This is a genomic window from Streptomyces sp. NPDC047869 (assembly GCF_040704065.1).
In the GTDB taxonomy this organism is placed as follows: Bacteria; Actinomycetota; Actinomycetes; order Streptomycetales; family Streptomycetaceae; genus Streptomyces.
This window is the reverse complement of sequence record NZ_JBEYRK010000019.1, coordinates 1-23847: the sequence shown is the minus strand read 5'-3', so window position 1 is coordinate 23847 and position 23847 is coordinate 1. Positions and strand designations below refer to the sequence as shown.

24 protein-coding genes, 3 pseudogenes and 1 riboswitch are annotated in these 23847 nt (G+C 68.5%); of the genes and pseudogenes, 13 read left to right on the top strand and 14 right to left on the bottom strand.

Annotated elements, in window-relative coordinates; genetic code table 11:
• Positions 1-3: 3 nt before the first annotated feature.
• Positions 4-1422: an aldehyde dehydrogenase family protein gene (locus tag AB0924_RS23770; RefSeq protein WP_366912454.1), complete on the bottom strand. Its 1419-nt coding sequence runs from the start codon at positions 1420-1422 to the stop codon at positions 4-6.
• 152 nt (positions 1423-1574) lie between these two features.
• Here AB0924_RS23770 and AB0924_RS23765 point away from each other — a divergent pair.
• A pseudogene (locus tag AB0924_RS23765) lies at positions 1575-2045 on the top strand (DDE-type integrase/transposase/recombinase); the annotation flags it as partial.
• 218 nt (positions 2046-2263) lie between these two features.
• Here AB0924_RS23765 and AB0924_RS23760 read toward each other — a convergent pair.
• Both AB0924_RS23760 and AB0924_RS23755 read right to left on the bottom strand, forming a co-directional pair.
• A complete protein-coding gene (locus tag AB0924_RS23760) occupies positions 2264-2566 on the bottom strand; it encodes a hypothetical protein (RefSeq protein ID WP_366912453.1) in 303 nt (100 codons plus the stop codon).
• 306 nt (positions 2567-2872) lie between these two features.
• Complete coding sequence (locus AB0924_RS23755; protein ID WP_366912452.1) at positions 2873-3382, bottom strand: hypothetical protein; 510 nt, start codon at positions 3380-3382, stop codon at positions 2873-2875.
• A gap of 570 nt (positions 3383-3952) precedes the next feature.
• On the opposite strand from AB0924_RS23755, the gene AB0924_RS23750 reads away from it, so the two are divergent.
• The 4 genes from AB0924_RS23750 (at position 3953) to AB0924_RS23735 (ending at position 8460) form a co-directional block, all read left to right on the top strand.
• Complete coding sequence (locus tag AB0924_RS23750; RefSeq protein WP_358940082.1) at positions 3953-4132, top strand: hypothetical protein; 180 nt, start codon at positions 3953-3955, stop codon at positions 4130-4132.
• On the top strand, positions 4129-4359 hold the full coding sequence (locus tag AB0924_RS23745) for a hypothetical protein (RefSeq protein WP_366912451.1): 231 nt from the start codon (positions 4129-4131) through the stop codon (positions 4357-4359). Before AB0924_RS23750 ends, AB0924_RS23745 begins: the two co-directional genes overlap by 4 nt.
• 165 nt (positions 4360-4524) lie before the next feature.
• The gene (locus tag AB0924_RS23740) at positions 4525-6384 is read left to right on the top strand and encodes a glycoside hydrolase family 15 protein (protein WP_366912450.1); all 1860 of its coding nucleotides are present in this window, start codon (positions 4525-4527) and stop codon (positions 6382-6384) included.
• Positions 6385-6417: 33 nt separating this feature from the next.
• Positions 6418-8460 (top strand): aquaporin, encoded by a 2043-nt coding sequence (locus tag AB0924_RS23735; protein WP_366912449.1) that lies wholly within the window; start codon positions 6418-6420, stop codon positions 8458-8460.
• 148 nt (positions 8461-8608) lie between these two features.
• On the opposite strand, the gene AB0924_RS23730 is transcribed toward AB0924_RS23735, so the two are convergent.
• The 4 genes from AB0924_RS23730 to AB0924_RS23715 all read right to left on the bottom strand — a co-directional run bounded on the left by AB0924_RS23730 (position 8609) and on the right by AB0924_RS23715 (position 12611).
• Positions 8609-9832 carry a cation:proton antiporter gene (locus AB0924_RS23730; RefSeq protein WP_366912448.1) on the bottom strand — a complete coding sequence of 408 codons (1224 nt, stop codon included), beginning with the start codon at positions 9830-9832 and terminating at the stop codon, positions 8609-8611.
• Between the two features lie 12 nt (positions 9833-9844).
• Positions 9845-11236 carry an NAD(P)/FAD-dependent oxidoreductase gene (locus AB0924_RS23725; RefSeq protein WP_358940087.1) on the bottom strand — a complete coding sequence of 464 codons (1392 nt, stop codon included), beginning with the start codon at positions 11234-11236 and terminating at the stop codon, positions 9845-9847.
• A 438-nt stretch (positions 11237-11674) separates the two neighbouring features.
• A complete protein-coding gene (locus tag AB0924_RS23720) occupies positions 11675-11929 on the bottom strand; it encodes a zf-HC2 domain-containing protein (RefSeq protein WP_358940088.1) in 255 nt (84 codons plus the stop codon).
• Between the two features lie 4 nt (positions 11930-11933).
• Positions 11934-12611 carry a sigma-70 family RNA polymerase sigma factor gene (locus AB0924_RS23715; RefSeq protein ID WP_366912447.1) on the bottom strand — a complete coding sequence of 226 codons (678 nt, stop codon included), beginning with the start codon at positions 12609-12611 and terminating at the stop codon, positions 11934-11936.
• Positions 12612-12729: 118 nt separating this feature from the next.
• On the opposite strand from AB0924_RS23715, the gene AB0924_RS23710 reads away from it, so the two are divergent.
• The 5 genes from AB0924_RS23710 to AB0924_RS23690 all read left to right on the top strand — a co-directional run bounded on the left by AB0924_RS23710 (position 12730) and on the right by AB0924_RS23690 (position 16253).
• Positions 12730-12927: a hypothetical protein gene (locus tag AB0924_RS23710; protein ID WP_366912446.1), complete on the top strand. Its 198-nt coding sequence runs from the start codon at positions 12730-12732 to the stop codon at positions 12925-12927.
• Positions 12928-13634: 707 nt separating this feature from the next.
• Positions 13635-13784: a hypothetical protein gene (locus AB0924_RS23705; protein ID WP_366912445.1), complete on the top strand. Its 150-nt coding sequence runs from the start codon at positions 13635-13637 to the stop codon at positions 13782-13784.
• Positions 13781-14104 (top strand): helix-turn-helix transcriptional regulator, encoded by a 324-nt coding sequence (locus tag AB0924_RS23700; protein WP_366912444.1) that lies wholly within the window; start codon positions 13781-13783, stop codon positions 14102-14104. Before AB0924_RS23705 ends, AB0924_RS23700 begins: the two co-directional genes overlap by 4 nt.
• On the top strand, positions 14101-15306 hold the full coding sequence (locus tag AB0924_RS23695) for a hypothetical protein (RefSeq protein WP_366912443.1): 1206 nt from the start codon (positions 14101-14103) through the stop codon (positions 15304-15306). The genes AB0924_RS23700 and AB0924_RS23695 overlap by 4 nt, the downstream gene beginning before the upstream one ends.
• Positions 15307-15425: 119 nt before the next feature.
• Complete coding sequence (locus AB0924_RS23690; protein ID WP_366912442.1) at positions 15426-16253, top strand: methyltransferase domain-containing protein; 828 nt, start codon at positions 15426-15428, stop codon at positions 16251-16253.
• 164 nt (positions 16254-16417) lie between these two features.
• Here the strand turns inward: AB0924_RS23690 and AB0924_RS23685 are convergent, their stop codons facing one another.
• The 3 genes from AB0924_RS23685 to AB0924_RS23675 form a co-directional block, all read right to left on the bottom strand.
• Positions 16418-16744, bottom strand: a complete 327-nt coding sequence (locus AB0924_RS23685) for a helix-turn-helix domain-containing protein (protein WP_366912441.1) — start codon at positions 16742-16744, stop codon at positions 16418-16420.
• Between the two features lie 218 nt (positions 16745-16962).
• Positions 16963-17121, bottom strand: a complete 159-nt coding sequence (locus tag AB0924_RS23680; protein WP_358940097.1) for a hypothetical protein — start codon at positions 17119-17121, stop codon at positions 16963-16965.
• A 100-nt stretch (positions 17122-17221) separates the two neighbouring features.
• Positions 17222-17734 (bottom strand): DUF3293 domain-containing protein, encoded by a 513-nt coding sequence (locus AB0924_RS23675; RefSeq protein ID WP_358940098.1) that lies wholly within the window; start codon positions 17732-17734, stop codon positions 17222-17224.
• Positions 17735-17929: 195 nt separating this feature from the next.
• A riboswitch (SAM riboswitch) is annotated at positions 17930-18039 on the top strand.
• A 134-nt stretch (positions 18040-18173) separates the two neighbouring features.
• Between AB0924_RS23675 and AB0924_RS23670 the strand changes: the two genes are divergently transcribed.
• Entirely contained in the window at positions 18174-19160 is a 987-nt protein-coding gene (locus AB0924_RS23670) for a hypothetical protein (protein ID WP_366912440.1), read from the top strand.
• A 170-nt stretch (positions 19161-19330) separates the two neighbouring features.
• On the opposite strand, the gene AB0924_RS23665 is transcribed toward AB0924_RS23670, so the two are convergent.
• Together AB0924_RS23665 and AB0924_RS23660 are read right to left on the bottom strand one after the other, a co-directional pair.
• Positions 19331-19534 carry a hypothetical protein gene (locus AB0924_RS23665; protein WP_366912439.1) on the bottom strand — a complete coding sequence of 68 codons (204 nt, stop codon included), beginning with the start codon at positions 19532-19534 and terminating at the stop codon, positions 19331-19333.
• Between the two features lie 99 nt (positions 19535-19633).
• Positions 19634-20512, bottom strand: coding sequence for an ISAs1 family transposase (locus tag AB0924_RS23660; RefSeq protein WP_366912438.1), 879 nt, complete (start codon positions 20510-20512; stop codon positions 19634-19636).
• Positions 20513-20932: 420 nt separating this feature from the next.
• Here AB0924_RS23660 and AB0924_RS23655 point away from each other — a divergent pair, with 420 nt between their 5' ends.
• Together AB0924_RS23655 and AB0924_RS23650 are read left to right on the top strand one after the other, a co-directional pair.
• Positions 20933-21625 (top strand): hypothetical protein, encoded by a 693-nt coding sequence (locus AB0924_RS23655; RefSeq protein WP_366912437.1) that lies wholly within the window; start codon positions 20933-20935, stop codon positions 21623-21625.
• A gap of 198 nt (positions 21626-21823) precedes the next feature.
• A pseudogene (locus AB0924_RS23650) lies at positions 21824-22897 on the top strand (ricin-type beta-trefoil lectin domain protein); the annotation flags it as partial.
• Between the two features lie 446 nt (positions 22898-23343).
• Here AB0924_RS23650 and AB0924_RS23645 read toward each other — a convergent pair.
• Both AB0924_RS23645 and AB0924_RS23640 read right to left on the bottom strand, forming a co-directional pair.
• Positions 23344-23619 carry a hypothetical protein gene (locus tag AB0924_RS23645; protein ID WP_366912436.1) on the bottom strand — a complete coding sequence of 92 codons (276 nt, stop codon included), beginning with the start codon at positions 23617-23619 and terminating at the stop codon, positions 23344-23346.
• A pseudogene (locus AB0924_RS23640) lies at positions 23616-23847 on the bottom strand (hypothetical protein); the annotation flags it as partial. The pseudogene AB0924_RS23640 and the gene AB0924_RS23645, both read right to left, overlap by 4 nt.

Here is a 23847-nt window from a genome sequence, read left to right as displayed (position 1 = left end):
CGGTCAGTACTGGATGGCCTTGGTCTCCAGGAACTCCTCGAAGCCCAGGCGCCCAGCCTCCCGGCCCACGCCAGACTGCTTGTAACCCCCGAACGGGGCAAGGGGGTTGAATGCGCCACCGTTCACGTCGACCATCCCGGCCCGGATCCGGCCGGCAACCGAGCGCGCCCGTTCGGGATCGCCCGACCACACGGCGCCGGCGAGACCGTAGGGCGTGTCGTTGGCGATGGCCACGGCCTCCTCCTCGGTGTCGTAGGGCAGGATCGACAGGACGGGTCCGAAGATCTCCTCGCGGGCGATGGTCATGTCGTTGGTGACGTCGGTGAAGACGGTAGGAGCGACGAAGTAGCCGGGCCCGTCCTGCGGCGCGTCGGGACCGCCGGTGAGCAGGGTGGCGCCCTCGGCGATGCCGGCCGCGATGTAGTCGCGCACGCGGTTGAGTTGGATGTCGGAGACCAAGGGACCGATCCGCGTCTCCTCGTCCTGCGGGTCGCCGACGCGGTATCCGCGCGCCGTCTCGGCGGCGATCCGGCCAGCCTCCTCGAGCTTGTCACGGGGGACGAGCATGCGGGTGAGAGCGATGCAGGTCTGGCCGGCGTTGAGGTAGCACTTGGCCACTCCGTCGGTGACCGCGGCCTTCAGGTCGGCGTCGTCCAGAATGATGTTGGGAGACTTGCCGCCGAGTTCCAGCGCCACCTTCTTGACGGTCTCCGCCGCCAGCGCCGCCACCCGCCGGCCTGCCCGGGTCGATCCGGTGAACGAGACCATCGCCACGTCGGCGTGGCTCACCAGCGCCTCACCCACCACCGGCCCGTATCCGGTCACCACGTTGAGCACTCCGGCGGGCAGCCCCACGGACTCGGCGATCTCCGCCAGGAGCATGGCGGACAGAGGAGCGACCTCGGAGGGCTTGAGCACGACGGTGCACCCCGCGGCCAGCGCCAGCGCCACCTTCAGCGAGACCTGGTGCAGCGGAAAGTTCCACGGCGTGATGCAGCCGACGACTCCGACGGGCTCACGGACGACATGCGAGTTGCCGACCTGCTCCGGCCCGAAGTCGAAACCGGCCGCCAGTTCGGCGGCCTGGCCGAAGGTGAACACGGGCAGCCCCGACTGCAGGACCCGACTCTCCTGGACAGGAGTACCGACCTCGCTCGCCACCAGGCGTGCGATGTCCTCCGCGCGCTCCTCCAACGCACGGTGGATACGGCGCAGATAGTCCGCACGAACCTCTTGGGAGGCCTGGGACCACTCCTCGAATGCCCGGGCGGCGGCACGCACCGCCCGGTCGACGTCCTCGGGCGTACCGGCCGGGACCGAGCCGATCACACGTTCGTCCGCGGGGTTGACGATTTCGATCACTTCGGCGTTCGGCGCCTTCGTCCATTCCCCGTTGATGAAGTGCCCGCTGTATGTCTTCATGGCTGTGCTCCTTGCTCGGCCCGGTTTCCCGGCAGTGTGCGCGAGCCGTTACGGCGGGGTCGATGGAGCGGTGAAACCGGATCGGCTCACCCGATTGTGCATCTGCACAAGGCCGTATTCGACTCCCAACCTTTGCTGGGAGTCGAATACGGATCAAGGTCAGCGGAGGATTGAAGTACCTGTGGCGGGCCGTCGACCAGGACGGGAACGTGCTCGACATCCTCGCGCAGAGCCGCCGGGACAAGGCCGCGGCCAGGCGTTTCTTCCGCAGGCTGATGAAGAAGACACGTTCGGTGCCCCGGGTGGTCGTCACGGACAAGCTGCGCTCCTACGGCGCCGCCCACCGCGAGGTCATGCCCTCCGTGGAACACCGCTCGCACAAGGGCCTCAACAACCGGGCGGAGAACACCCACCAGCCCACCCGGCAGCGCGAGCGTGCCATGAAGGGCTTCCGCTCCGCCGGCGGAGCCCAGCGGTTCCTGTCCGCGTTCAGCGGCATCTCACCCCACCTCCGACCCCACCGCCACCTGCTCACCGCCCCCGACCACCGAGCCGAAATGACCGTTCGCTTCGCCATCTGGGACCACGTCACCGGAGTCGTCGGCGCCGCCGCAACGGCCTGAACGCGGACCAGAACCGCAAGCCCCCACGCCCCGACACACCGTCAGACGCCCACAAGTCCAACAACGTGACAACGCCCTCAGCAGACATGATCGCGCAGCATGCCAAACACCAGACCACCTGTCACACCGTCAACTCGACCTGCCGGGCAGCCCTCGAAAATGCTTACCAAGAGCCGTTGGCAGGACACACCCAGACAGCCGTACGTTTGACAGAGCCGCTATCGGCCGAAGTCGGGATCGGCAGAGGTACGTCTGTAGTGACATGGGTAGGCATAGGGATCCCCCCCGTTCGCCTCGACACTCCCATTCATACGCAGCTTCCCATGATCCAAAGCGAAGGTGAGAAGCTTGCTGTCCTTCTGATTCTCGAAACTGAGCATCACATAGGGGGGCAGGCCAGGGTCTTCGTTGACCGCATGCCATTTCCCGCCGACTGAACGACGCGTCACCTGCGCGTCCGGCACGGGGCCGTCCCACTCGAGCGGAAAGTCCTTGACGGAAAAGGTGTAATCGTCGCGCACTCGAATGACCGGAAGCGGCGATCCACATTCCCGCTCTCCGTCCCATCGGCCGACCAATTCGGAATGGGGTAGGGACTCCGGGACGACGTGGGCGGGCTTGCTTGTCCCGCAAGCGGTCGAGGCGAGTACCGTCAAGGTGGCAGTCGCAAGGCTTGCACTGATGCGAAATATGTCGAATTTCACGCCATCTACTTCCAGTCGTACGGGCGGCGAGGTTGCTCCCAGGGTTCCCTGGGAGCAACCTCGCCATTTTTCAAGGCGCGTCCCGACCGGTCGACCGGCGGTAGCGAGCGCGTCAGACTGCCGTCAGAAGAGGCTGGAGACCCAACTTGTGATGTTGTCCAGCAGGCCGCCGGTCGACGAGTCCGATGACCCCGATGACGCCGACGGAGCCTTGGGATCGTTGAGGTCGACCGTCTCCGTCCACGTTATGTCCTGCGATTTCGTGCTGAAACGCCCCGTGTCGTATTGCGAATTGAGGGGCTTGGCGATGTGTTCACTCCACCACTTACTGTACCCGCCGAGCTCCGGGGCGATATGCGTCCCGGAATTCATGGTGCTGTCGTTTGCCACATGGAACTGAATGGTCGCCGTTCCCGCCTTCTTGTCGACCGACTTGACCGTGTAGTCCATGGTGTAGGAACCCAGGAACGCCGCGGACATGTTCGACGTGAAGTCCAAGACGGTCTTGGAGTTCAGCGAGTGATTCAAGCAGTTATTGTATGTGACACCCGTGTCCTCGTCCGTGTACTGGGCGACCTTGGCGCCCAGATTGCAGTTTCCGCCGTTGATGTTGTCAGCCGCGATCTCCCGCAACGCTGGACGTGGTAGTGGTCCATGAGCGACTGCGTGAAGGCGTCGTTTCCGCAGAAGTCCCGATGCTTGGGGCCGCGGCCCCAGAACCATTCGAATCCCAGATCCACTCCATTGGGATCACCGGGAGTTCCGAAGCACCCAGCCCACTTCTCCCGAGGAATCGGCTCTGCGGCGATCACGGGGCTGGCAAGCGTGTCGGCGACAGTCTCGACGGTGCCGACCCAGGCAGAGGCGGAGTTGTCGTCCCAGGGGCAGAGGGCACCCCCTTCGCACCAGTTGTGTCCGTCGAGCTCGACGCTGTTGATCGGGTTGCCGCCGGTGAAGGCGTAGCAGTTCCCGGTGAAGGGATCCGATCCCAGCTGCATGTCGGCCAGGGGGATCTGCCGCACGATCGGGTGACATCTGAACTGGCTTGCCCTGTGGGGTGGGTGGGAAGGATGTCGCTGTGCCCAAGCCTTATCCGGAGGAGTTCCGTCAGGACGTCGTGCGGGTCGCGAGGAACCGCGGGCCGGGTGTGACGGTCGAGCAGGTGGCCACCGACTTCGGAGTCCATCCGCGTTGTGGAAGTGGATGCGTCGCGCGGACATCGACGACGGGACCAAGCCCGGAACGACCGGCCAGGAGAGCGCAGAGCTTCGGCAAGCGCGTCGGCGGATCAAGCTGCTGGAGCAGGAGAACGAGGTCTTGCGGCGGGCCGCGGCCTATCTGTCGCAGGCCCATCTGCCGGGAAAAGGATCTACCCGCTCGTGAAGGAGCTGACCGGGGACGGGGTGCCCGTCACGGTTGCGTGCCGGGTGCTGAAGCTCGCCAGACAGCCCTACTACCGCTGGCTGGACCAGCCGGTGACCGAAGCCATGCTGGAGGAGGCGTATCGCGCGAACGCGCTGTTCGACGCGCACCGTAACGATCCGGAGTTCGGCTACCGCTTCCTGGCCGACGAAGCGCACGATGAGTGCATCGAGGCGCTGACCAGGTAGCGATCAGGGCCGCACCGAGCGCCGTCGTCAGATCCTCCCGGCCGGTCTTCGGGCATCTTCGCAGGTCCTCTGGCTTCCTCACCCCTCAGCTCAACGTCTTCAACAGGGGTCGAGAGAGGCTCGGTGTGCGTTGCCGCGTAACGTCTGGGCCTCTGGATGGACTGCATGGTGTCGACGCCGTTTGTGGGAGCTGCCATGAGTTCGATCGCCATCGCCGACTACGCACTGATTTCCGATCGTCATTCCGCCGCGTTGATCAGCCGTGAGGGTTCGGTCGACTGGTTGTGTTTTCCCCGCTTTGACAGCCCTTCGGTGTTCGGCCGGCTGTTGGACGAGGAGGCCGGTCATTGGTCCATTCGGCCGTCAGCGACGTGCGAGGTCTCGCGGCGCTATGTGGAGCGGACGATGGTGCTGGAGACGACATTCCGGACCGCTTCTGGAACGGTGGTGCTGACCGATGCTCTGCTGGTGGGGGCGGACAACGGCGGCCATCGGCTTGGGGTCGGGGTGCCGCGGTTGCTGGCGCGCAGGGTCTCCGGTGTGGACGGAGAGGTGCCGATGGAGATGGTCTATCGGCCTCGCCCTGAGTATGGGCTGATCGCTCCGATCCTGTCCGCTACGCCGGGTGGAGTGACCTCGCGAGGAGGCGCCGAGTGGCTGGTGCTGACGACACCGACGGCGATGAGTTTCACGGACGCCGGCGCCCGCGCGGCGTTCACCGTCCGTGCGGGTGAGTCGCTGTACTTCGGGATGCATCGCTCCACGCTGGAGGAGGCCCCGGCCCATGTGTGGCCTCAAGAGGAACTCGCCGGCCGGCTGGAGTCGACGATCGGCGCCTGGCGCTCTTGGTCCGATCTGCACCAGGCGTACGACGGGCCGTGGCGGGACCTGGTGCATCACAGCGGCCGAGTGCTGCAGGCGCTGTCCTTCCAGCCCAGCGGCGCCATCGTCGCAGCCGCTACCACCTCGCTCCCCGAGGGTGTGGGCGGTGAGCGGAACTGGGACTACCGCTACACCTGGGTCCGCGACGCGTCGCTGACCATGGAAGCACTCTGGGTCGCGGCCTGCCCGGACGAGGCGCAGGACTTCTTCTCCTTCCTGGCGACCGCCGCGCCCTCCCTGAGCAAGGAGCGGTCGCTGCAGATCATGTTCGGGGTAGGCGGCGAGCACGACCTGTCCGAACGTACGCTGCCGCACCTGAGAGGCTGGCGGGACAGCCGTCCGGTCCGGGTCGGCAACGGAGCCTGGAGCCAGCAGCAGATCGACGTCTACGGGGAACTGCTGGACGCCGCTCACCGCCTGGCGGACCAGTTGCAGCGCATCGACGACGACACCCGGCGCTTCCTCATCGCCTGCGCCGATACCGCCGCCGAACGCTGGACGGAAAAGGACCAGGGCATCTGGGAGGTGCGGGGCGAACCCCGCCACTTCCTGTACTCCAAGGTGATGTGCTGGACCGCGCTGGACCGGGCCATCAGCCTCGCGGACCACCTCGATGCGCCCGCGGACAAGGTGGTGGCGTGGCGTCGCACCTGTGAGGAGATCCACGAGACCGTGTTGCGGGAGGGCTGGAGCGAGGCCGCCGGCGCTTTCACCCAGTACTTCGGTTCCACGGCTCTGGACGCGTCGAACCTGATGATGCCGATCGTCGGGTTCCTGCCGGCTGACGACCCGCGCATGGTCGCCACCATCGACGCCACCGCGGAGAGGCTGACCGATGGAGCGGGGCTGGTCTACCGCTACCGCACCGAGGGCGGAGTGGACGGCCTTGCCGGCGAGGAGGGCACGTTCCTGCTGTGCACCTTCTGGCTGGCCCAGGCCATGGCCCTGGCCGGGCAGACCGAACGTGCCAGTGGCGTGTTCGAGCGGGCGGCTGCATACATCAACGACGTCGGTCTGCTCGCCGAGGAGGTCGACCCGGCCACCGGAGAGCTGCTGGGGAACTTCCCCCAGGCCTTCAGCCACATCGGGCTCGTCAACGCCGCCTGGGCGATCAGCCAGGCACGTCGGCCCGTCGCGGCCTGAGCGGGACGACCGGGCCTTGGAGGAGGCCGCACCGTGACGGGATGGCGTGAGATGGCCGCCGAGTTCACCGGCACCGCCCTGCTGCTGTTGCTGGGCCTCAGCGCGGTCGTCGCCGACTTCGCAGCCCACTCGCCCGTGGTCGCCGCCGTTCCGAGCGTGGACCTGCGCCGACTGCTGACCGGGGTGCTGTTCGCGGGCTCGGCGACCTTGATCGTCTATTCCCCGCTCGGCCGCATCAGCGGAGGGCATATCAACCCGGCCGTCACCCTCGCCTTCTACCGGCTGGGCAAGATGACCGGACGCAGCGCCGCCGGCTACGCGGCAGCGCAGGTCGCGGGAGCGATCCTGGGGACGGTGCTCGTCCTGCTGCTGTGGGGCAGCTGGGCCACCGACGTGCAGCTCGGTGCGACCGTGCCCGGGACCGGGGGTGTCTGGGCCTGTCTGGCGGCCGAGGCCGCAGCCACGTTCTTGCTGGTGGCGTTGATCCTGAACCTGGTGGACCGACCCCGGCTGATGCCGTATACGGCTGCGGCGGCAGGTCTGCTGGTCGCGACGCTGGTGTTCGTCGAGGCGCCGGTGTCGGGCACCAGCCTCAATCCCGCGCGCAGCCTGGGACCGGCTCTGGTGGGCGGCACCTGGACCGGATGGTGGGTGTACCTGATCGCCCCGCCGGCGGGCGCGCTGGCCGCGGCGGTGCTGTACCGGCGGCGCCGCCGGACGGTGGCGTGCGGAAAGCTCATCCACGACGACGCCTACGCCTGCCCCTTCTTGGATTGTCGCTACACCCCGCCGGAGCGGCGTGTGCGCAGGGTGCGGTCCCGACGGCCATGCACCGGCGGCATACCGGTCAGACGGTCAGCCGCAAGCGAGGCGGTCCGGCACAAGCCTGCCGTCACCTGGCGCACTCCCACGGGCGCAGTCCCGGCACCCGTTCGTGACCCGAGCCGCTCACCAGAGAGGAATACCGACACCATGAAAGCCATCGGCGTTTTTCCCGGAAAAGCCGGCAGCGCGCACCTCATCGACGTCCCCCGGCCGGCACTGGAGGACATCCCGCACGGTCGTGGAGTCATGGTCCGTATCCTGCGCCTGGGACTGGACGGCACCGACAAGGAGATCAACGCCGGGGAGTACGGCACCGCCCCTGCCGGGCAGGACTACCTGATCACGGGCCACGAAAGCCTCGGCCGCGTGGAGGAGATCGGCCCTGCCGTCACCGAGTTCGCCCCGGGCGACTACGTGGTAGCCCGGGTCCGCCGGGCCGGGGACAGTCTCTACGACCTGATCGACACGCCCGACATGACCACGGACGACGCCTACTACGAGCACGGCATCAGCCGGGTCAACGGCTTCCTGACCGAGTACTACGTCGAAGATCCCCGCTACCTCATCAAAATCCCCCAGGGCCTCAACCACGTGGCCGTCCTGCTGGAGCCCACCAGTGTGGCGGAGAAGGGCATCATCGAGGCATACGAGATCCAGCGGCGGTTGAAGGTGTGGCAGCCTCGCCGTGCGGCGGTCCTTGGCGCGGGAACCATCGGACTGCTCGCGACCGTGATCCTGCGCAACCGCGGCCTGGCGGTCACCACTTTCGGCCTGGACGAGCCGCCCTACCTCAACTCCGACCTCGCCGAGGCCGTCGGCGCCGCCTACATCAGCACCAAGCAGCAGTCTCTCGCCCAGAACGCCGCCCAGACGGGCGGTTACGACCTGGTGTTTGAGGCGACCGGGTACTCGCCCATCGTCTTCGACGCCATGTGCCATCTCGTCGCCAAGAACGGCATTCTCGTGTTGTCCAGCGTCACCGGCGGCATGCGCCGCAGCGAAGTCCCCTCGGACGCGATTAACCTGGACTTCGTCCTCGGCAACAAGGTCATGTTCGGCACCGTCAACGCCAACCGCGAACATTTCGAGGCAGGCGTCCGGGACCTCGCCGTCGCCGAAGCTCAGTACCCGGGCTGGCTTTCGCGCCTGCTCACCCACCCGGTCCACGGACTCGACCACTACGACGAGGCGCTCGCCGCGCTCGGTGCGCCGGGTGCGATCAAAGTGTTCGTGGAGATCGCCGGAGCCTGAACGAGATGCCGGGGGTGACGGCCACAGCTCCGCCACCCTCACTGGCTGCGCCCGCAGTCTCAGCAGATCCGCTCACACGGCTTCGCCCGCATGGTTCTCAGCAGACCCGATCACACGGCTTCGCCCACATGGTTCTCCCCAGACCCGCTCACATGGCTTCGCCCATCCTCGAATCCATTCGGGCAGGGAGCTCGGGCCTGGCCCGCTCTCGTAGCAGGGCCAGCGCGCAGATTGGGAACAGCAGCACCGACAGCAGACCCGCACACACCAGGGCCGCCGCCGTGACAGGCGTCATCAAGCCGGAGGCCACACCCACCTGCGTGGCGGTGACCAGGAACGGCAGGGACGTGGCCTGGAGCAGCGCCACCGCCAGCGACGAGCGGTTCCCCACCGAACGCCGGTACAGCAGGGCCGGCACACCGCGCACGACCAACAGGGCCAGCAGGAACACCGGGACCCTCAGCAGTGCCGAGGGGCTCGCAAGAAGCGCGCGAAGATCAAGCCGCAGGCCGCTGGCGACGAAGAACACCGGGATCACGAAGCCGTACCCGATGGCTTCCAGCTTGATCCTGAAGTGCGGGTGGGAGGCGGAGTCACGGTCCACCAGGCCCACGACCCCGCCGGCCAGGAAGGCCCCGAGGATGCTTTCCAGGCCGAACTTCTCCGCCAGGGCCACGAACGCCACCAGCAGGACAACGGCCGCTCGAACCCGGATCTGCGCCGTGGTGTCCTGCAGACGCAACAGCACATCACCCACCCGCATCGAGCGTCCCGCCAGGCCGACGGCAACCGCGGCCACGGCCACCAAGGCAGCGAAAGCGACCAGCAGGACCACGCGGCTTCCGGTGCTTCCGCCGGAACCGGAGAAGAACAGCGACAGCAAGAGCACCGCTGCGAAGTCCGCCACGGACGAAGCCGCGATGGTGATCTGTCCGAGGTCGGTGTTCACCCGTCCCGCGTCCTGCAGTACGGGCACGACCAGACCCAGCGATGTGGCGGACAGTGTGACCGCGATCAGGACAGGGCTGTGCACCCAGTCGGCCGCGCGGAAGGCCGCCCCGGCCGCGACACCGAGGACCACGGTGATCACGTAGCCGAGCAGTGCGGAGCCCAGCAGGCGTCCGCGCAGCCGGTGCACGTCGATCTCCAGGCCCGCCAGGAACAGCAGGAAGGCCAGACCGAGCAGGGCCACGATCTGCACCGGCAGATCGGCCCTGATCCAGCCCAGGCCGGACGGTCCCAGGACGATGCCCGCCACTATCTCCAGCACCACCGCCGGGATCCGCACCTTGGGAGCGAGCCCGAGCAGGAAGGGGGCCAGCAGTGCCACGAGAGTGACCGCGAAGAGATTCACGAACGACACGTCAGGCATGCCGAGACCCCCTCACACCCCGCACTGCTCCAGCAGATGCAGCCACACCTCGCTCACCGTCGGGAAGGAGGGCACGGCGTGACCCAGCACCTCCAGCGGCACCCGGCCCACCACCGCGACGGTGGCGGAATGCAACAGTTCCTGAACGTCCTGGCCCGTGAAGGTGGCGCCCACCACGATCCGCCGCTCGGTGTCCACCACGAGCATGCTGGTGCCACCCAGCCCGTTGCCTCGCACATACGAGCCGGGCACGTCGCCGGTGCCGTAGCTGACGGTCCGCACCGGCAGGTCCTGGTCGCGTGCCTGCTCCTCGGTCAGCCCCACGGCGGCGACCTGCGGGTCGGTGAACGTAACCCTGGGAACCACGTCTGTGGCGGTTGGCTCGCCCTTGCCGATGATGACGTCGGAGGCGATCCGGGCCTGGTACTTGCCCATGTGGGTCAGCAGCGCGCGGCCGTTGCAGTCCCCGATGGCGTACAACCAGCCACCGGACACGCCGGTCGCCCTCATGTGGTCGTCGACCTCCACGAAACGGCCCGGCTGCAGGCCGACGCTGTCCAGACCCAGATCGGCCGTCGCCGGACGGCGTCCCACCGCGACCAGGATCTCGTCGGCGACCACTTCCCGGCCGTCGGCGAGCGTCGCCTCCACCGGCGCGTCCGCAGCCTCCCGCCGGACCTTCTGCAGCAGGACACTGGTGATGACGGTGATGCCTTCGGCTTCGAAAGCCGTCCGCAACTCCTCGCCCGCGAACGGCTCCTCCCGCGGAACCAGGCGATCGGTCCCTTCCACCACGGTGACCTCCGGACAGCCCAGCCGATGAAACGCCTGCGCCATCTCCGCACCGATCGCACCGCCACCCAGCACCAGCAGACGCAACGGGAGCTCTTTGGCCGCGGTGGCACCCCGGTTGTCCCACACCCGGATGTCCCGCAATCCGTCGACAGGCGGGATGGCCGCCGCCGTACCCGTGGCCAGTACTACGGCCCTGCTCGCCGTCACCTGTGTGGTGTCGCCGTCCTCGGAGGTCACCTCCACCACGCGATCCCCCGCCAGCCGCCCAGCCCCGCGTACCAGCGTGATATTCCGGTCGGCGAGCCACTTGGCCTGCCCGGTGTCCTGCCAGTGACTCGTCATGTAATCGCGCTGGGCGAAAGCAGACTGCGCGTCCACACCCCCAGTCACCGCCTCAGCGGCCCCCGGCACCCGGCGGGCGGCCGCCACCGCGTCCCCCGGCCGCAGCAGCGTCTTACTGGGAATACAGCCCCAGTAGGAGCACTCCCCACCCACCAGCTGCCGCTCCACCACCGCAACCGACAGCCGGGCATCAGCGCATCGACCCGCCGCATTCTCACCTGCCGGTCCCGCCCCGACCACCACGACATCCACCTGCAGCTCGCGCATGTCCGCCTCCTCCACACGAACGACCCGTCCGGTTGTGTCCCCCCACCCCAGCCGGGCGTTACAGCCGCCCTGCCGGCTGCCCTGATCCCGGCTGCACCGAAGCCGGCTGCACCGAACGCGGCGCATCGGCAGATCACAGGCAGACGCGTAGTCCGGCTCTTGACCGTGTCTCCGGCGACACCAAAACCCCGAGGCTGTCTCCGTGGAAAATGGCCCCGACCTGCGTGTCCGCTTGACCGCTGCCGGCCCTCAGGCACCCAACAACGAGCTTCGCCGACCTCGGCACCCTCAGGGCAGCCTGGGGCACCCAGCCTCTACGCCGTCTGTGCCCGCCAGGTTCCCGCTGTCACGCCGCGGTGATCTGGTGCCCTCCACCTGCACCTTCGGTGCCGCGCCCCCAGGCCCGCCACGGATGCGGCCTCCGACAGCCGAAGCGTTTCACGGCGCGGTGGCTCTCCAGTCGCGGAAAGCAGTCAGCAACCGGTGCTGGGCCTCCTCCGAGAGTGTTTGGCGCGGAATACGACCCAGCATGCTCAACGTCTCGCGCATCTGCTCCAGATAGGTCTCACAGCCCTCGCACTCAGCCAGGTGTTGCTCGAACCGAAGACGTGACCGTGTATCGAGCGCCCACTCGAGAAAGTCCGTCACTAGCTCCACGAACTCGGCGCAACTGAGACCCTCCGCCTCAGCCATCGCGTCACCCCACCCCTGTGGATCGAAGGTACTCCTCGATGCCGGCACGCATCCGCGCACGCGCCCGGTGCAGCAGAACCCGCTGATTCACCGCGGACACATCCAGCATCCAGCACGTCTCGTCCGCCGAGTACCCATAGACGTCCCTGAGCTCGATCACCTCCCGCTGCCTGCGCGGCAAGCTCTCCAAAACCCGCCCCATCCGCTGACGAAGCTCGCCGGACAACACCTCGTCCTCCGGCATCACGGGCCACCGCTCAGGAAAGACCCGCCAATGCCCGGGCCACCGGTCCTCTGGTCCACGGAATCGATCGGGCGACACAGCGGGACCTGCCTCCTGGCCGTCCAGCACGTCCGTCGGGTACACCTTCTGCTCCCGAAGGGCGCAGGTCTTCGCTTTGTTGACCAAAATCCCCAGCACCCACGTCCGCAACGCGGAGCGCTCCTGGAACCCGTCCAGCCCCGCCAGCACGGCCAGCCACGTGTCCTGAACCACGTCCTCCGCCGACTGTGACGTCCTGACGTACACCCGCGCCAGCCTCAGCATCGCCGGGGACCACGAGGTCATGATCGACACGAACGCGACCTCGTCGCCTTCCCGGAGCCTGTGGACGGTGAGCGCATCGGCCCTGTCGGTAACCACAGCAGCTCGCCTCACACCAGTGGGGTCATCCAGCTCCATTTCGACGCTAAACCCCTCATTCCCGGCTGTCACATGGGTTCGCAGGGAGCGGCCACACCCAGCGTCGGCGCCCGGGCCTGCCGCCTACGGCGCGGCCCGGAACTTCTGTTTCCATCTCGTGCTGAGCCAGGAATCGCCTTTCGCACGCGGTTGGTACGCAGGATGTCCTAACATCTTCATCGCCGCCCACCACGCCCTCACCGAGGCCGACGGCTGGCTCCGCCCGGCAAGCCCGACCGGTGCGGTGCTGCGCACCCTGCAACTCGTCGGCCTCGACACCCTCATCGACTGCCACGAAACCCTCGACACGCACTGACCGGCTGACCTCGACAGCAGCGCGTACGGGGCGGGCTCCCGGACGCCCGGCCTGACGGACGCAAGGGAAAGTTCCACACCATCGGTAGGTGGTGGCTGGATCACCGCGGCCCAGACTGGGTTCCTGTCCCGCCACCGGGGGCACGGTGGGGTGGCCCGCCGGCGTCCAACGGGAACCCCTACGCCCCTCCCGCGTAGTCAGCAACTGATCTACGCGCCCTCTGGGCGGCACAGACTTGAAGTTCTGAAAACGCCCGCCTGCGATCTGCGGCTCCGTCCTTGGTCAACCATCTGACCAGCGACGGAGCCGTCGACGTTTGTCAGCGTTGGTTGTCGTTGCGCACCCCCGCACGGCCCACAGACGGCCCGAGCAGGCCCACCTGACCGACGGGGGGGGGTTGGGTCCCACCGGGCACAGAGTGAGAGCTGGCGCCCCGTCGCAGGCGACAACCTAGCCGCCGACCGGAACCTGCGGTGGTTCATCGAGGACGTGTGGGGCCACTTCGACGCCGACCACACCCGGCCGGGCGCCCCGCTGTTCCCCTCCGAGCGCAAGAACCAGGACGGTTCCTGCTCGCGGGCGACCGCCGACGTCTTCCGCCGGTCGCTGGCCGATGCCGCCGCCCAGCACCTGCCGACCTTGGGCCGGGAAGCTCACCCCGGCACGTGCTGCGGCACTTCTGCGCCTCTCAGCTCTATCTCGCCGGCATGGCCTTGTTCGCCATCCAGGAACTACTTGGACATGCCTGGACCGGTACCACGGCTCGGTATATCCACGTCCACGGCACCCATGTCGAAGAGGCCTGGGTCGCCGGACAGCAGCGCGCAACCGAGCCATGGAAGGGACTGGCCCAGTGAAGTGGAACCTTCGTCTGGCGGCCGCCAACCGCGGCATCTGGACTGCCAGCGAACTCCAGCGGATGCTCGCCGAGCGTGGCGTGGTGATCAGCGCGGGGAAGATGTCGGGGCTGTGGCCCGGTCAGCCGAACACCGTCAAGCTCGATGAGCTCGACGTCATCTGCGCGGTGCTCGGCTGCGGCGTCGAGGACCTGCTGCTGCCCGAGCCGGAGCGGGTGCCGAAGCCGACGTTGGCGACCGACTCGCAGGCCACTGCGGTGGGCCAGCCGCGCGCCGTCGCCCCACGTCCTCGCACAGGCAGGTCTCTGCCCCCTCGATGAACTGCGTGCACCGCGGCAAGCTGCTGCCCGAGGGCTCCCGGCGGGACCGGGCGTACTGCGACAACAAGTGCCGGGGCTTGGCCTCCTACTACCGGCGCAAGGCGGGAGTCCCACCCCCGCCACGCTGGCAGCACCCCGCCTTGACCTCGGACAACCTCGCGCTCCGGTCGGCCTCGGCCCACGCCGAACAACTCGGCGAGGCCAACGGATGGTCGCCGTCGCTCGTGCGGTGCGCGATGGACGGCCTGACGGCGGTGCTGGAGCACCGCCCGCCCGGCAAGCCCGTGAAGCTCACCGAAATCCGTACGCGAATGCCTCGACACGCTTCCAGTTTTCGGGTCGCCGAAGTCCTCGCCGACCTGGACCTTCTGGAAGATGACAGCGCCTCGTCGATCCGCTCCTGGATCGACGACCGCACCGGCGAACTGCCCGACGGATTCGCCGGTGCCGTCTACGCCTGGCTGCTGGTCCTCCTCGACGGTGACAGGCGCGCCAAACCCCGGTCACGTACCTGTCTCTACGTCTACTTCGGCTGTGTCCGGCCCCTGCTGGAGAACTGGGCGACGACTCGCTTCGCCAAGAAGCGCGGCCTGATCTTCGCCAACCCCACCACCCGGCTCAGGGCGGAGGACATCCCACGCAGCCTGCTGCCGATGACCGACGACGAAGTGCTTGCCGTCCAGCGGATCGCCGTCACCCCGGCTCAACGGCTGATCGTCGCCCTGGCCGCCGTCCACGCCGCCCGCGCTACGGCCATCCGACACCTCAGCCTGGACGACCTTGACCTGCCCAACCGCAGGATCACCATCGCCGGACATGGCCAACGGCTCGGCGAACTGCCCCACCAGACCCTGCTGGCCTGGCTCGACCAGCGCCGGGCCACCTGGCCAAAGACCCCCAACCGGCACGTCCTGATCAACGCGAAGACAGCCCTGGGTGCCGGGCCCGTGAGCCCCGAACACCTTAAACGGCACCTGCTGCACCAGGGCGTCTACCTCGAACGCGTCCGCGGCGACCGGGTACTGCACGAGGCACTGACCGCCGGCGCCGACCCACTGCATCTCGCCCTGGTCTTCAACCTGTCCCACAGCGCCGCGAGCCGCTACGCGGCCATCGCCCAAAACCTGCTCGATGACCAGATCGAGCAGACCGCCGAGGTGCGGCCGAAAGGCAGAGCGGGTGGTCTTGACAGCTGCCCGTGAAGTGATCCCCGGCCGAACGGTGCTGGCGGAACAGACAGAAGAGACCGGCACGGCTGCTGTCGAGGAGCTCCCGTTAAACCAGTGGTGTCCCGTGGACGAGCCTCATAGCTTGTGCGCTCGTGACTGATGATCCGCAGATGCGCCCGAATCGGCAGGACCTCGGCCGAGTGTTCAACGAAGTCCCCGAGCTCTACGACCGGGTCCGGCCGGGATACCCTGACGAGCTGTTCGCGGACCTTGTCACCGTCACCGGCATGGACGAAAGGTCGTCGGTGCTGGAGTTGGGCTGCGGTACCGGCCAGGCGACGCGCTCGCTGGCAGCGCTCGGGTGCTCAGTAACGGCCATCGAGCCGGGCGCGGACATGGCCGCACTCGCTCGCCAGCGGATCGCTACCTTCGGCAAAGTCGAAGTCGAGACGTCGATGTTTGAGGAGTGGGACGACCGCGGTCGACGCTTCGATGTCCTCGTGGCTGCGTCGTCGTGGCACTGGGTCGACCCCTCGATCGGCTGGCAGCGAGCGCACGACGTGCTCCATCCCGCAGGCTGGATGGCACTGCTCGGCAACGTCGTTGTCCGCCGACCGGGAGAGCCGGAGGTGTACGCCGAGACCGCCGATCTCCACGAGCGGTTCTGCCCTGGGAACCCCGGCTGGGGTCATCCTCCCCTGGAGGACGACGTGCGCACCACCGACGAGGGCTGGGGCCTGGTCGACGACCCCGGAGACTTGTTCGGCCCAACGATCGTGCGCTGGTATCCAACCGTTCAGTGGTTCAACGGGGACGGCTTTGCCGATCACCTTCGTTCGTTGTCGCTGTACCGGAGGCTCGACCGCGACGTCCGTGAGCCCCTGCTCGACGCAATCGCCGAGCACATCCGCGCGCGGATGGGTGACCGAGCATCACGCCGTTACCTGAGCGTCCTCCGCGTCGGACAGCGCGCCGAGTGAGCCCAGTGGTGAAGGACCTGCCGATTCAGCGGCAACGGACCCACCGCACTTCCATGCCTGCCTGCCAAAGACGCCGTGGGTTCCCAGTGAAAGCACCTCAGTCACGCTGAACCCACGGCCGTCGTGCCGGTAAGAACGCTGTCACCAGCCGCAAACGGCGGTGATCAGTCCTCGGACCGGGTGGGTTGGGGCAGCTCCGGCGTGCTCGTCGCCTCAGCCAGTGCGAGGCGACCGCCGTTCAGCTCTGGCACGTAGTTGTAGATCGTGTTCCTGGAGAGGCCGAGCAGCTTCGCGATCGAGGTAACGGTGTTCTCTGGGCGGGCGAGCAGGTCGCGGGCGTGACGTACCTGCTCCTCCGTCATCGCCGACGGGCGCCCGAGTCGGGCGCCGCGGGCACGAGCGGCGTCCAGGCCCTCGTTGGTGCCCTGCAGGCCGATCCGGGAGGGATCGCCGGAGCGCTGTGTCCCCCCTCCGAAGCCAGCAGTACTCACAGGTTGTCCGATCATTCGATGCGGCGGGCCTTCTCGTGTGTGACCGGACGCTATCCGCCCTGCAGGTTGCGCCAGCAGGGACGTTGAGACCCGCTATTCCATACGACAGACACCCGCCGGAACGCCGGGCCGAGGTTTGGTCCTGGCTGCGGGCGGCAGGGGCACGCTGGGCGACCGCGTCGACGTCGGTGCGGGCGTACGGCTCCAGCATCGTGACGTCAGCTTGTGCCGTCCACGTGGGGGCGGGCCAAGTGGCGCAGCAGGGAGGTCTTGTCCCACACATGCCAGCGCGCACCGCACACGGGGTCGGTTTCGTAGGTCACCTCCGCGGGGAAACCGTCGGCCTTGACCCGCTCGGCGGGCGGTCCGGAGAGCACCCTGGCGCATCGGGGGCAACGGTCTGGGGTGCGCATGGGGTACATGCCCATCGTTTTCCTGTTCCTGGTGCTGTTGTTTCGGCGTCCGGTCGCGGGTCCGTCAGGCGGTGGGCCAAGTGACGAAGCTCCGACCCCTGTTGGTGAACGCCCTCCATCCCTGGACGTCCGTCACGCCGCCGTCGCAGGACAGCAGATGCCAGGCACCGGGGGTCCAGGCGAAGACCGCGTCCTGGCGGAGGCACCGTCCCAGTTCACGTGCCGCCGAGTCGCTCAAGCCGGCGATGGCGACGCTCTGCTCGATGTGTGTGCCGTGCGCATCACCTCCCGCTGCGGGCCACCACGCGAGCCCTCGCCGGTCGAGCTCGTCGAGGAGCAGGGCCTGAGCGCGGGCGTTGTCCGCGGCGAGGGCGGGACGGCCGTGGGGGTCGCACGCCGTGACGACGTGGAGGGCGGCGGTTCCGGCAGGTCCGGAGAGGTCGGGGAAAGGGCCCTCGGCCGTGCCCCGCGGACGCGGTGCGACCCGTACCGTCCGGTCCGGGAATCGGATATCGACGACCGTCCGCCGGTAGAGATCCCAGTTCGGGGGTGTGGTCGCAGCGTCAGTGACCTGCATGAGGCCCTCCTGTGGACGAAGGACCCCCTTACCCACCAGCAGGGAGATCGGTGCTCGCTCCCACAAGGCCGTGGGAGCCGGTCCTCGGCGCGATCGGCGTCGTGACCGAGCGGAACGATGCCACACCACCGGTCAAGGGGTAAAGCGTTGTGGATCACATTGTGCAAGATCCGGACGGGTGTTACCTTCGCGCCCGGTCACGAGTTCCAGGGTCAAGCCCCGGCTTGCTGAACGACATCCCGCTCGCCGCGGATGCCCCGGGTGACGACCAGCCCAGCGCACGGTGCGTTGGGAAACCGCAGATCACCGGGGTGCGGACGGGCACTACCGGGGTCCATCGACTCCGGAAGGTTGACCGCCCGTGCCCGTTTCCGACGCGATCCCCGAATTGCCGACGGGGCGGCAGACCCAGAAGCCTGAGCCGGCACCCGAACCCGCCATGTCCGCAGTCGCAGAGCCGGACCGCGCGGGCCTGGTGACCATCGCCCTCGACACCGCCCGGGCACTGTTCTGCACGGCCGAGGTGAGCAGCTCCGGCCTGCCAGGAACTGACGAGATCTTCGGCCAGTGGCTCGACAGCGGATTCGACGTCGCCTTCTACCGCAGCGAGGACCGACCCCTTCAGGCACGTGCTGTCAGCCAGGGGGAGCATGTTCCCGGATCGCTGATCAGCAGCCGTATCGGAAAGGCCCGGTTGGAGTCGGTCTGCCTCAATCCTCACCGGCACGCACCCGTCGGGCCCCGGAACCCGGACCCGGTGTCTGCGGAAGGCGAGGAGGCCGACGGAACAGAGGCCCGGACGGGTGCCGGCATGCCCGGCATCCACCGGGGAGACGCGGACAAGCGGCGGTACGCGAAGGTGGAGTACCAGGAGGACACCGGCTGCGTTCTGACGGTCGTGGACGACTTCGCCGACGGCACGGGGAAGGAGTCGGCCTATCACCTGGGCGGCGACATCACCTCGGACACCGACGGAGACTGGTTCGAAACGCTCACCACCCTCACCGAACTCGCCCAGGCAAGGCTGGAAACGGAGGGGTGGGCCCCGAACGGTCCATGGCAGATCCAGTGGTGGTGCAGCTCGTGCGACGTCACGGACCCGCCGTACGAAACCCTTGAAGTGTTCGAAGAGTACGGCTTCGATCCGGACGAGATCACGCAGCACTATGTGTCCATCTACAGCCAGGGCAGCAACGGCTACTACACCGTCGAGTTCAGTGCCGAGCACCGGGGAGAGGACCACGTCATGTACCTCCAGCTGGAGCTGGACGCTGACCGCAAGGAGCTGGGCAGCGGCAGTCTCGAAGAACTGCGGAGCCACCTGGCACAGGCGACGGAACGAGTGCGAGAGGCCGGCTACACCCCGCTCGACAGCGACTGGAGCATCCACTGGACACACTGCCACGTGCCTCTGACCGAGCTGTGACCGACTGAAAGGCCCCAAGCTGCTGTGCCCTGTGCCCTGTTGTCGTGGGCAACAGCAACCGCGTCGCCGGGCCGGGCGCACACCACATCGAAGACGAAGAGTAGGGCAAGTGAACGACAGACCTACCTCCGGACCGCCAACACCGCCTCCTTACCCGTACCAGGGCTCGATCAAGTTCTGCAGACGTCGCGGTTGTTGGTGATGCCCAGGAGTGGGAGTGCTCGTTCGGGTTGGTCGCGGATTGCGCGGGTGGTCTTGGCGATGTTGTCGGCTCCGAGGAGCTTGGGCAGGCCGATGGCGAGGTTGCGGAGGGTCGCCATGGCGCGGGGTGCGGTCCCGGTATGGACGGTGGAGGCGTCCTCCGCGAAGGTCACGTCTCTCACATGGTGCAGGGCCTCTATCGTCCAGTGGCCGCGGATCGCGGTGGCCAGGTCGGCGGGGGTGGTCTGGTGAGCGTCGAGGCTGGTGACGGCCTAGACGGTCTCGCGACTCTCGCGTCGGACGCTCTGCCTGCGGCGACGGTGGACACGGATGGCCAGGCAGGCGTAGGGGAAGGCGATCCCGCCGAGCTCGTCCGCGGTGCCGCAGGTCTTGATCGAGCGGGACTCGCGGCGGTCGTGGCCGGTGGAGGCCGTGGTGTGCTGGACGGCGATGTCCCGCCACGGCAGGGCGGCGAGCTGGCGGTGTGCGGTCGGCTGATTAGCCTTGATCACCGAGATGTAGTGGGCCTTCTTGGTCTCGACCAGCCAGGCGACGTTCGCCTGGACCGAGTGCAGTGCGTCGAAGGTGACGAGGGCTCCGTCCAGGTCCAGTGGCTCCAACAGGGGCTGGAAGTGCGCGGTCTCGTTCGTCTTCGCGCCGACCTCCGCCTGGGCGAGGGTCACGGCCCGGTGATGGGTGACCGCGCAGAGGTGCCGGCGGGCGGCGGTGAGACGGGCGGAGCCCCTGAGGGCCTTGCCGTCGACGGCGATCACGCGCCGCTGTCCGGACACGGCTCGCGCGGAGGCGTCATGAAGGTCGGCGAGGTAAGCGCCCACCTCCCGGTCCAGGGCGTCACCGTCAACGGCCCCCAGGACCCGCCCGATCGTGGTCCGCGAGGGAGCACGCCGCCAGCGAAGTGGGTGACGGCGGACGCCGACAGCCGTCAGGAGTGTGTCCGGGGCACGTTCCGCCCATTCGGCGAGCTCGTCGAGGCTCCTGGCTCCCCAAACGGCCGCGCAGGCGCAGATGAGCAGGACGGCGGTCAGCGAGTACCAGCGGCCCCGCCGCGCGCGCGGATCAGGCACCAGATCCAGGTAAGGACGCAGGTCGGCGACCCGGCCGGCATCGAGCGGCCCCAGCTTCACCAGCACCGCAGGGAAGATACAACGGCAGGCACGGGCCATCTCATGATCGTTGAGCTTCGACACCCCAATGATCACGAAACCCGTGCTCTCCTGTGCACCCCAACCGGTCACATCCCGGACCAGCCACACGACTCCGGAACTTGATCAAGCCCTGGTCTGCTACGGGGACAGCGTCACAACAAGGGCGTGGTCGGGGCGAGGTCAGGAGGGATCATCTCGGAGATGATTCCGTCAGCAGACCAAGCTGTTTTGCACGTGGTCCTCGGGGAGTCAGCCGGGCGGCAGCACGACCGCACCCGGGCCACCCGGTACGACTGCCGCCCACACCCGCCGTCGGCCCCGCATCCGCCACCGACTCCGTGCCTGGGAACCATGCATTCGGGCACGAGACTGTCCGCGCGTCGTCACCGGCGGCGCCACGCACTGTTGAAGGACCCGTTCAACGAGGCGGTCGCCGCGTTCTACGTCCAGGCCTCCGGCGGGCTCGGTGACCTGTACGCGCCGGTGCCCTCCCTGACGGCCGGCGACACCGAACGGCCCGGCCTGCTCGGCTACATCAAAGGCCTGCGGTTCATCCGGATCGAGGCCTTCGACACCGACGCCGCGGTCACCGCCACCGAACTCCTGCGGTTCGGACACTCCTGGGCCGCCGTCCACGCCATCCACGCCGCCCGCCCCTCCCCCGCCCACCCCACCGGCCGGTACCTGCTTACCCTGACGCCCAAGGCGTACGCGGGTTGTGGACGCCGTCGGCTCCCGCCTTCGCCGCGCGGGGCTGGGATGCGCGCAGGTTGGGCCAGTAGCGGCCGTGTGCGAACCCGAGGCTGCGCGCCAGGCGGCGCATACCTTCACCGCGGTCAGGCCCGCGGCCGGTGCGGCCGTGAGCAGGATCTGGTGGGTCCTGGGTGCGGTCAGCGGGGCGAGGCAGAGCTGGTCGGGGATGGCGCGGATCTCGGCTCGGCGCTGAGCGCCGGTCATGCCGCCGCTGGAGGGGAGGTGTCCGGTGTCCGTCTCGTACTGCTGGCGGTTGCGCATGTCCTCGTCCCACCGCGACAGGGCGCGGCGTCGGCGCTCGCTGCGTCCGGCGCCGTCGAGGAGCCACAGGCATTCTCCGGGTGACCTCCACGAGCGGATGCGGTCCGGCCCACGACGCCGGACCGCTCCGCTTTTCGGAGATCCGCTTCCCGGTTACCGAAGCCCCGCTCAGTTACCTCAGGTAACTCTCTTTTCCAAAAGGGCCGCCTCCGCCACCATGGGCACCCCAAACTGGCTGGTACGTCAGGACAGGGGATGGGCGGCGGGCGAGGAGGGGCGAGGATGGCTCAGGGCGGCGACACTGCCGGGGACGCGGGCCGCGGGCCGTACGGCGAGACTCCGGACGCGCGGCTGACCGTATTGCTGCGCGGCGACACCGCCACCGCCTACGCGGCGCTGCGGGAGCTCCACCGACGGCACCGCCCGGCGGCCCTCGGCTACGCCCGGCTGTGCACCGCGAGCGAGTCGGCGGCCCGGCGGCTGGTGGCCGAGACCTTCACGGCGGCGGCCCGCGAGACGGCACACGGTGTGGAACCCCGCGTCCCGCTTCGCCACCACCTCCTGCTGCTGACCGCCCGGCTGGCCGCCTCCTGGGCCCGCGACGACCGCTCCGCGGGCCTCGACCCCGGCCTGCTGCTGGTCCTGAACACCACCGGCATCCCGGGGGCCCCGCTGCCGCCCCTGCTGGCCGCGTTCCACGCCCTGCCCTCCCGCACCCAGGGCCTGCTCTGGTACGCCGTCGTGGACGAGGAGCCCGCGGGCCGCACGGCCGCCTTCCTCGACCTCGCCCCCCAGGACGTGGTGTACGGCACAACACAGGCCCTCCAGGCGATGTCCCAGGCCTGTCTCAGGTCGCGCCTGGCCGCCTCCGACGACCCGCGCTGCGCGGACTTCCGCCGCCTGATCGAGTGGTCGACGCGGGCGGACGCCCCCCGCCACAGTGCCGACCTGCACGCGCACATGGCGCAATGCCCGCATTGCACGGCCGCACACGAGGAGCTGACGACCCTGCGGGACACCCCGCGCGCGGCCCTGGCGGAGGGCCTGCTGCCCTGGTCCGGTTCGGCGTACACGACCCGGCAAGGCCCCGAGCCTCGGGTCGTCGCCGGCGGCACGGGGTCGCGGCGCCCTCCGTCCCGCCGCTTACTGCTGGCCTCCGCGGCCTTCGGCGTGGCCCTGGTCCCCCTGGCGATCCTCATGCTGCCCTCGGGCGGCTCCGCGGACCACAGCTCAGCGGGCGCCGGCGGCACGCCCACGACCGCGCCGCCGGTCACGGTCACGGCGACGGTGTCCGCGACACCGTCGCCGTCCCGGACCTCTAGGTCCCCGTCTCCCACGCGGAGCCCGAGCCGGACCCGCCCCTCCTGACGCCGTCGTACGACGTCCGGAAACCCGCGTACTCGTACTGGATCGCCGCCGTCAGGACTGGTCGTCGCCGAACATCCGGGCGGGTCAGACCACGCGCACGCCGCGCCGCCAGACCCGCGCGACCAGCGGGACGCCCGGCCGGTACGCCAGGTGGACATGGCAATGGTCGTCGTGCACGGGTGCCCAGTGTGCGGTCGGTGGTCCTGACGCAGGCGCCCCCAAACGGGCCGTGGTGTCGCCCCGGCACACGTGCACGTCCGCGTGCTGGGGCGCGGCCATGCCGGTGCCGTCCGGCACCGGCGGGCCTTGCCGGAGTGAGGACCGCCGTACGCGTGTCCCGCCCGGTCGCGGTCTCCTGCATGTCCCGCTCGGCGGGCGTCGTCGTCTTCACGCCCCAGAAGGTAGCCATCTGAGCCCTCCAGACCCCAAACGTTCTAGCATCCCGAGGCCTGATGTGAGAGCAAATGATCATGGACGTTCCAGCGGGTGTATGAGAGAGCCGAGTGAGCGCACAGGGCGGCGATGCCGCTGCCGGGCTGTTCCTGGAGTGCGGTGACGGTCACGGGGATGCCGAGCACGACGGTGGTGAACGGCAGGGCCAGGCGGTCCTCGATGACTGCCTGGAAGGCGGCGAGCTGTTCGTGCTCGCCGTAGGCATCGACGATCGCCTCGGCGACCATGGCGTCGAGTTCGGCGGTGGACAGTCTCATCGCCTCTTCTTCCCTTGTGTACGCAGGAGTTCCGCGAGGCGGGCGCCGACCGGGGTGACGCTGGGCAGGCGCTCATGGGCGAAGTGCTTCGCCTTGCGGCGGCGCAGCAGCTCCTCCCCGTCCCGTTCCCAGGCGAAGGTGGGCTTGCGCAGGAGTGCACGGAAGACGGCGTCGGCGTTGTCGGGATGCCGCTGGACCAGACGGCGGATGACCATGGGAGCGACGGAG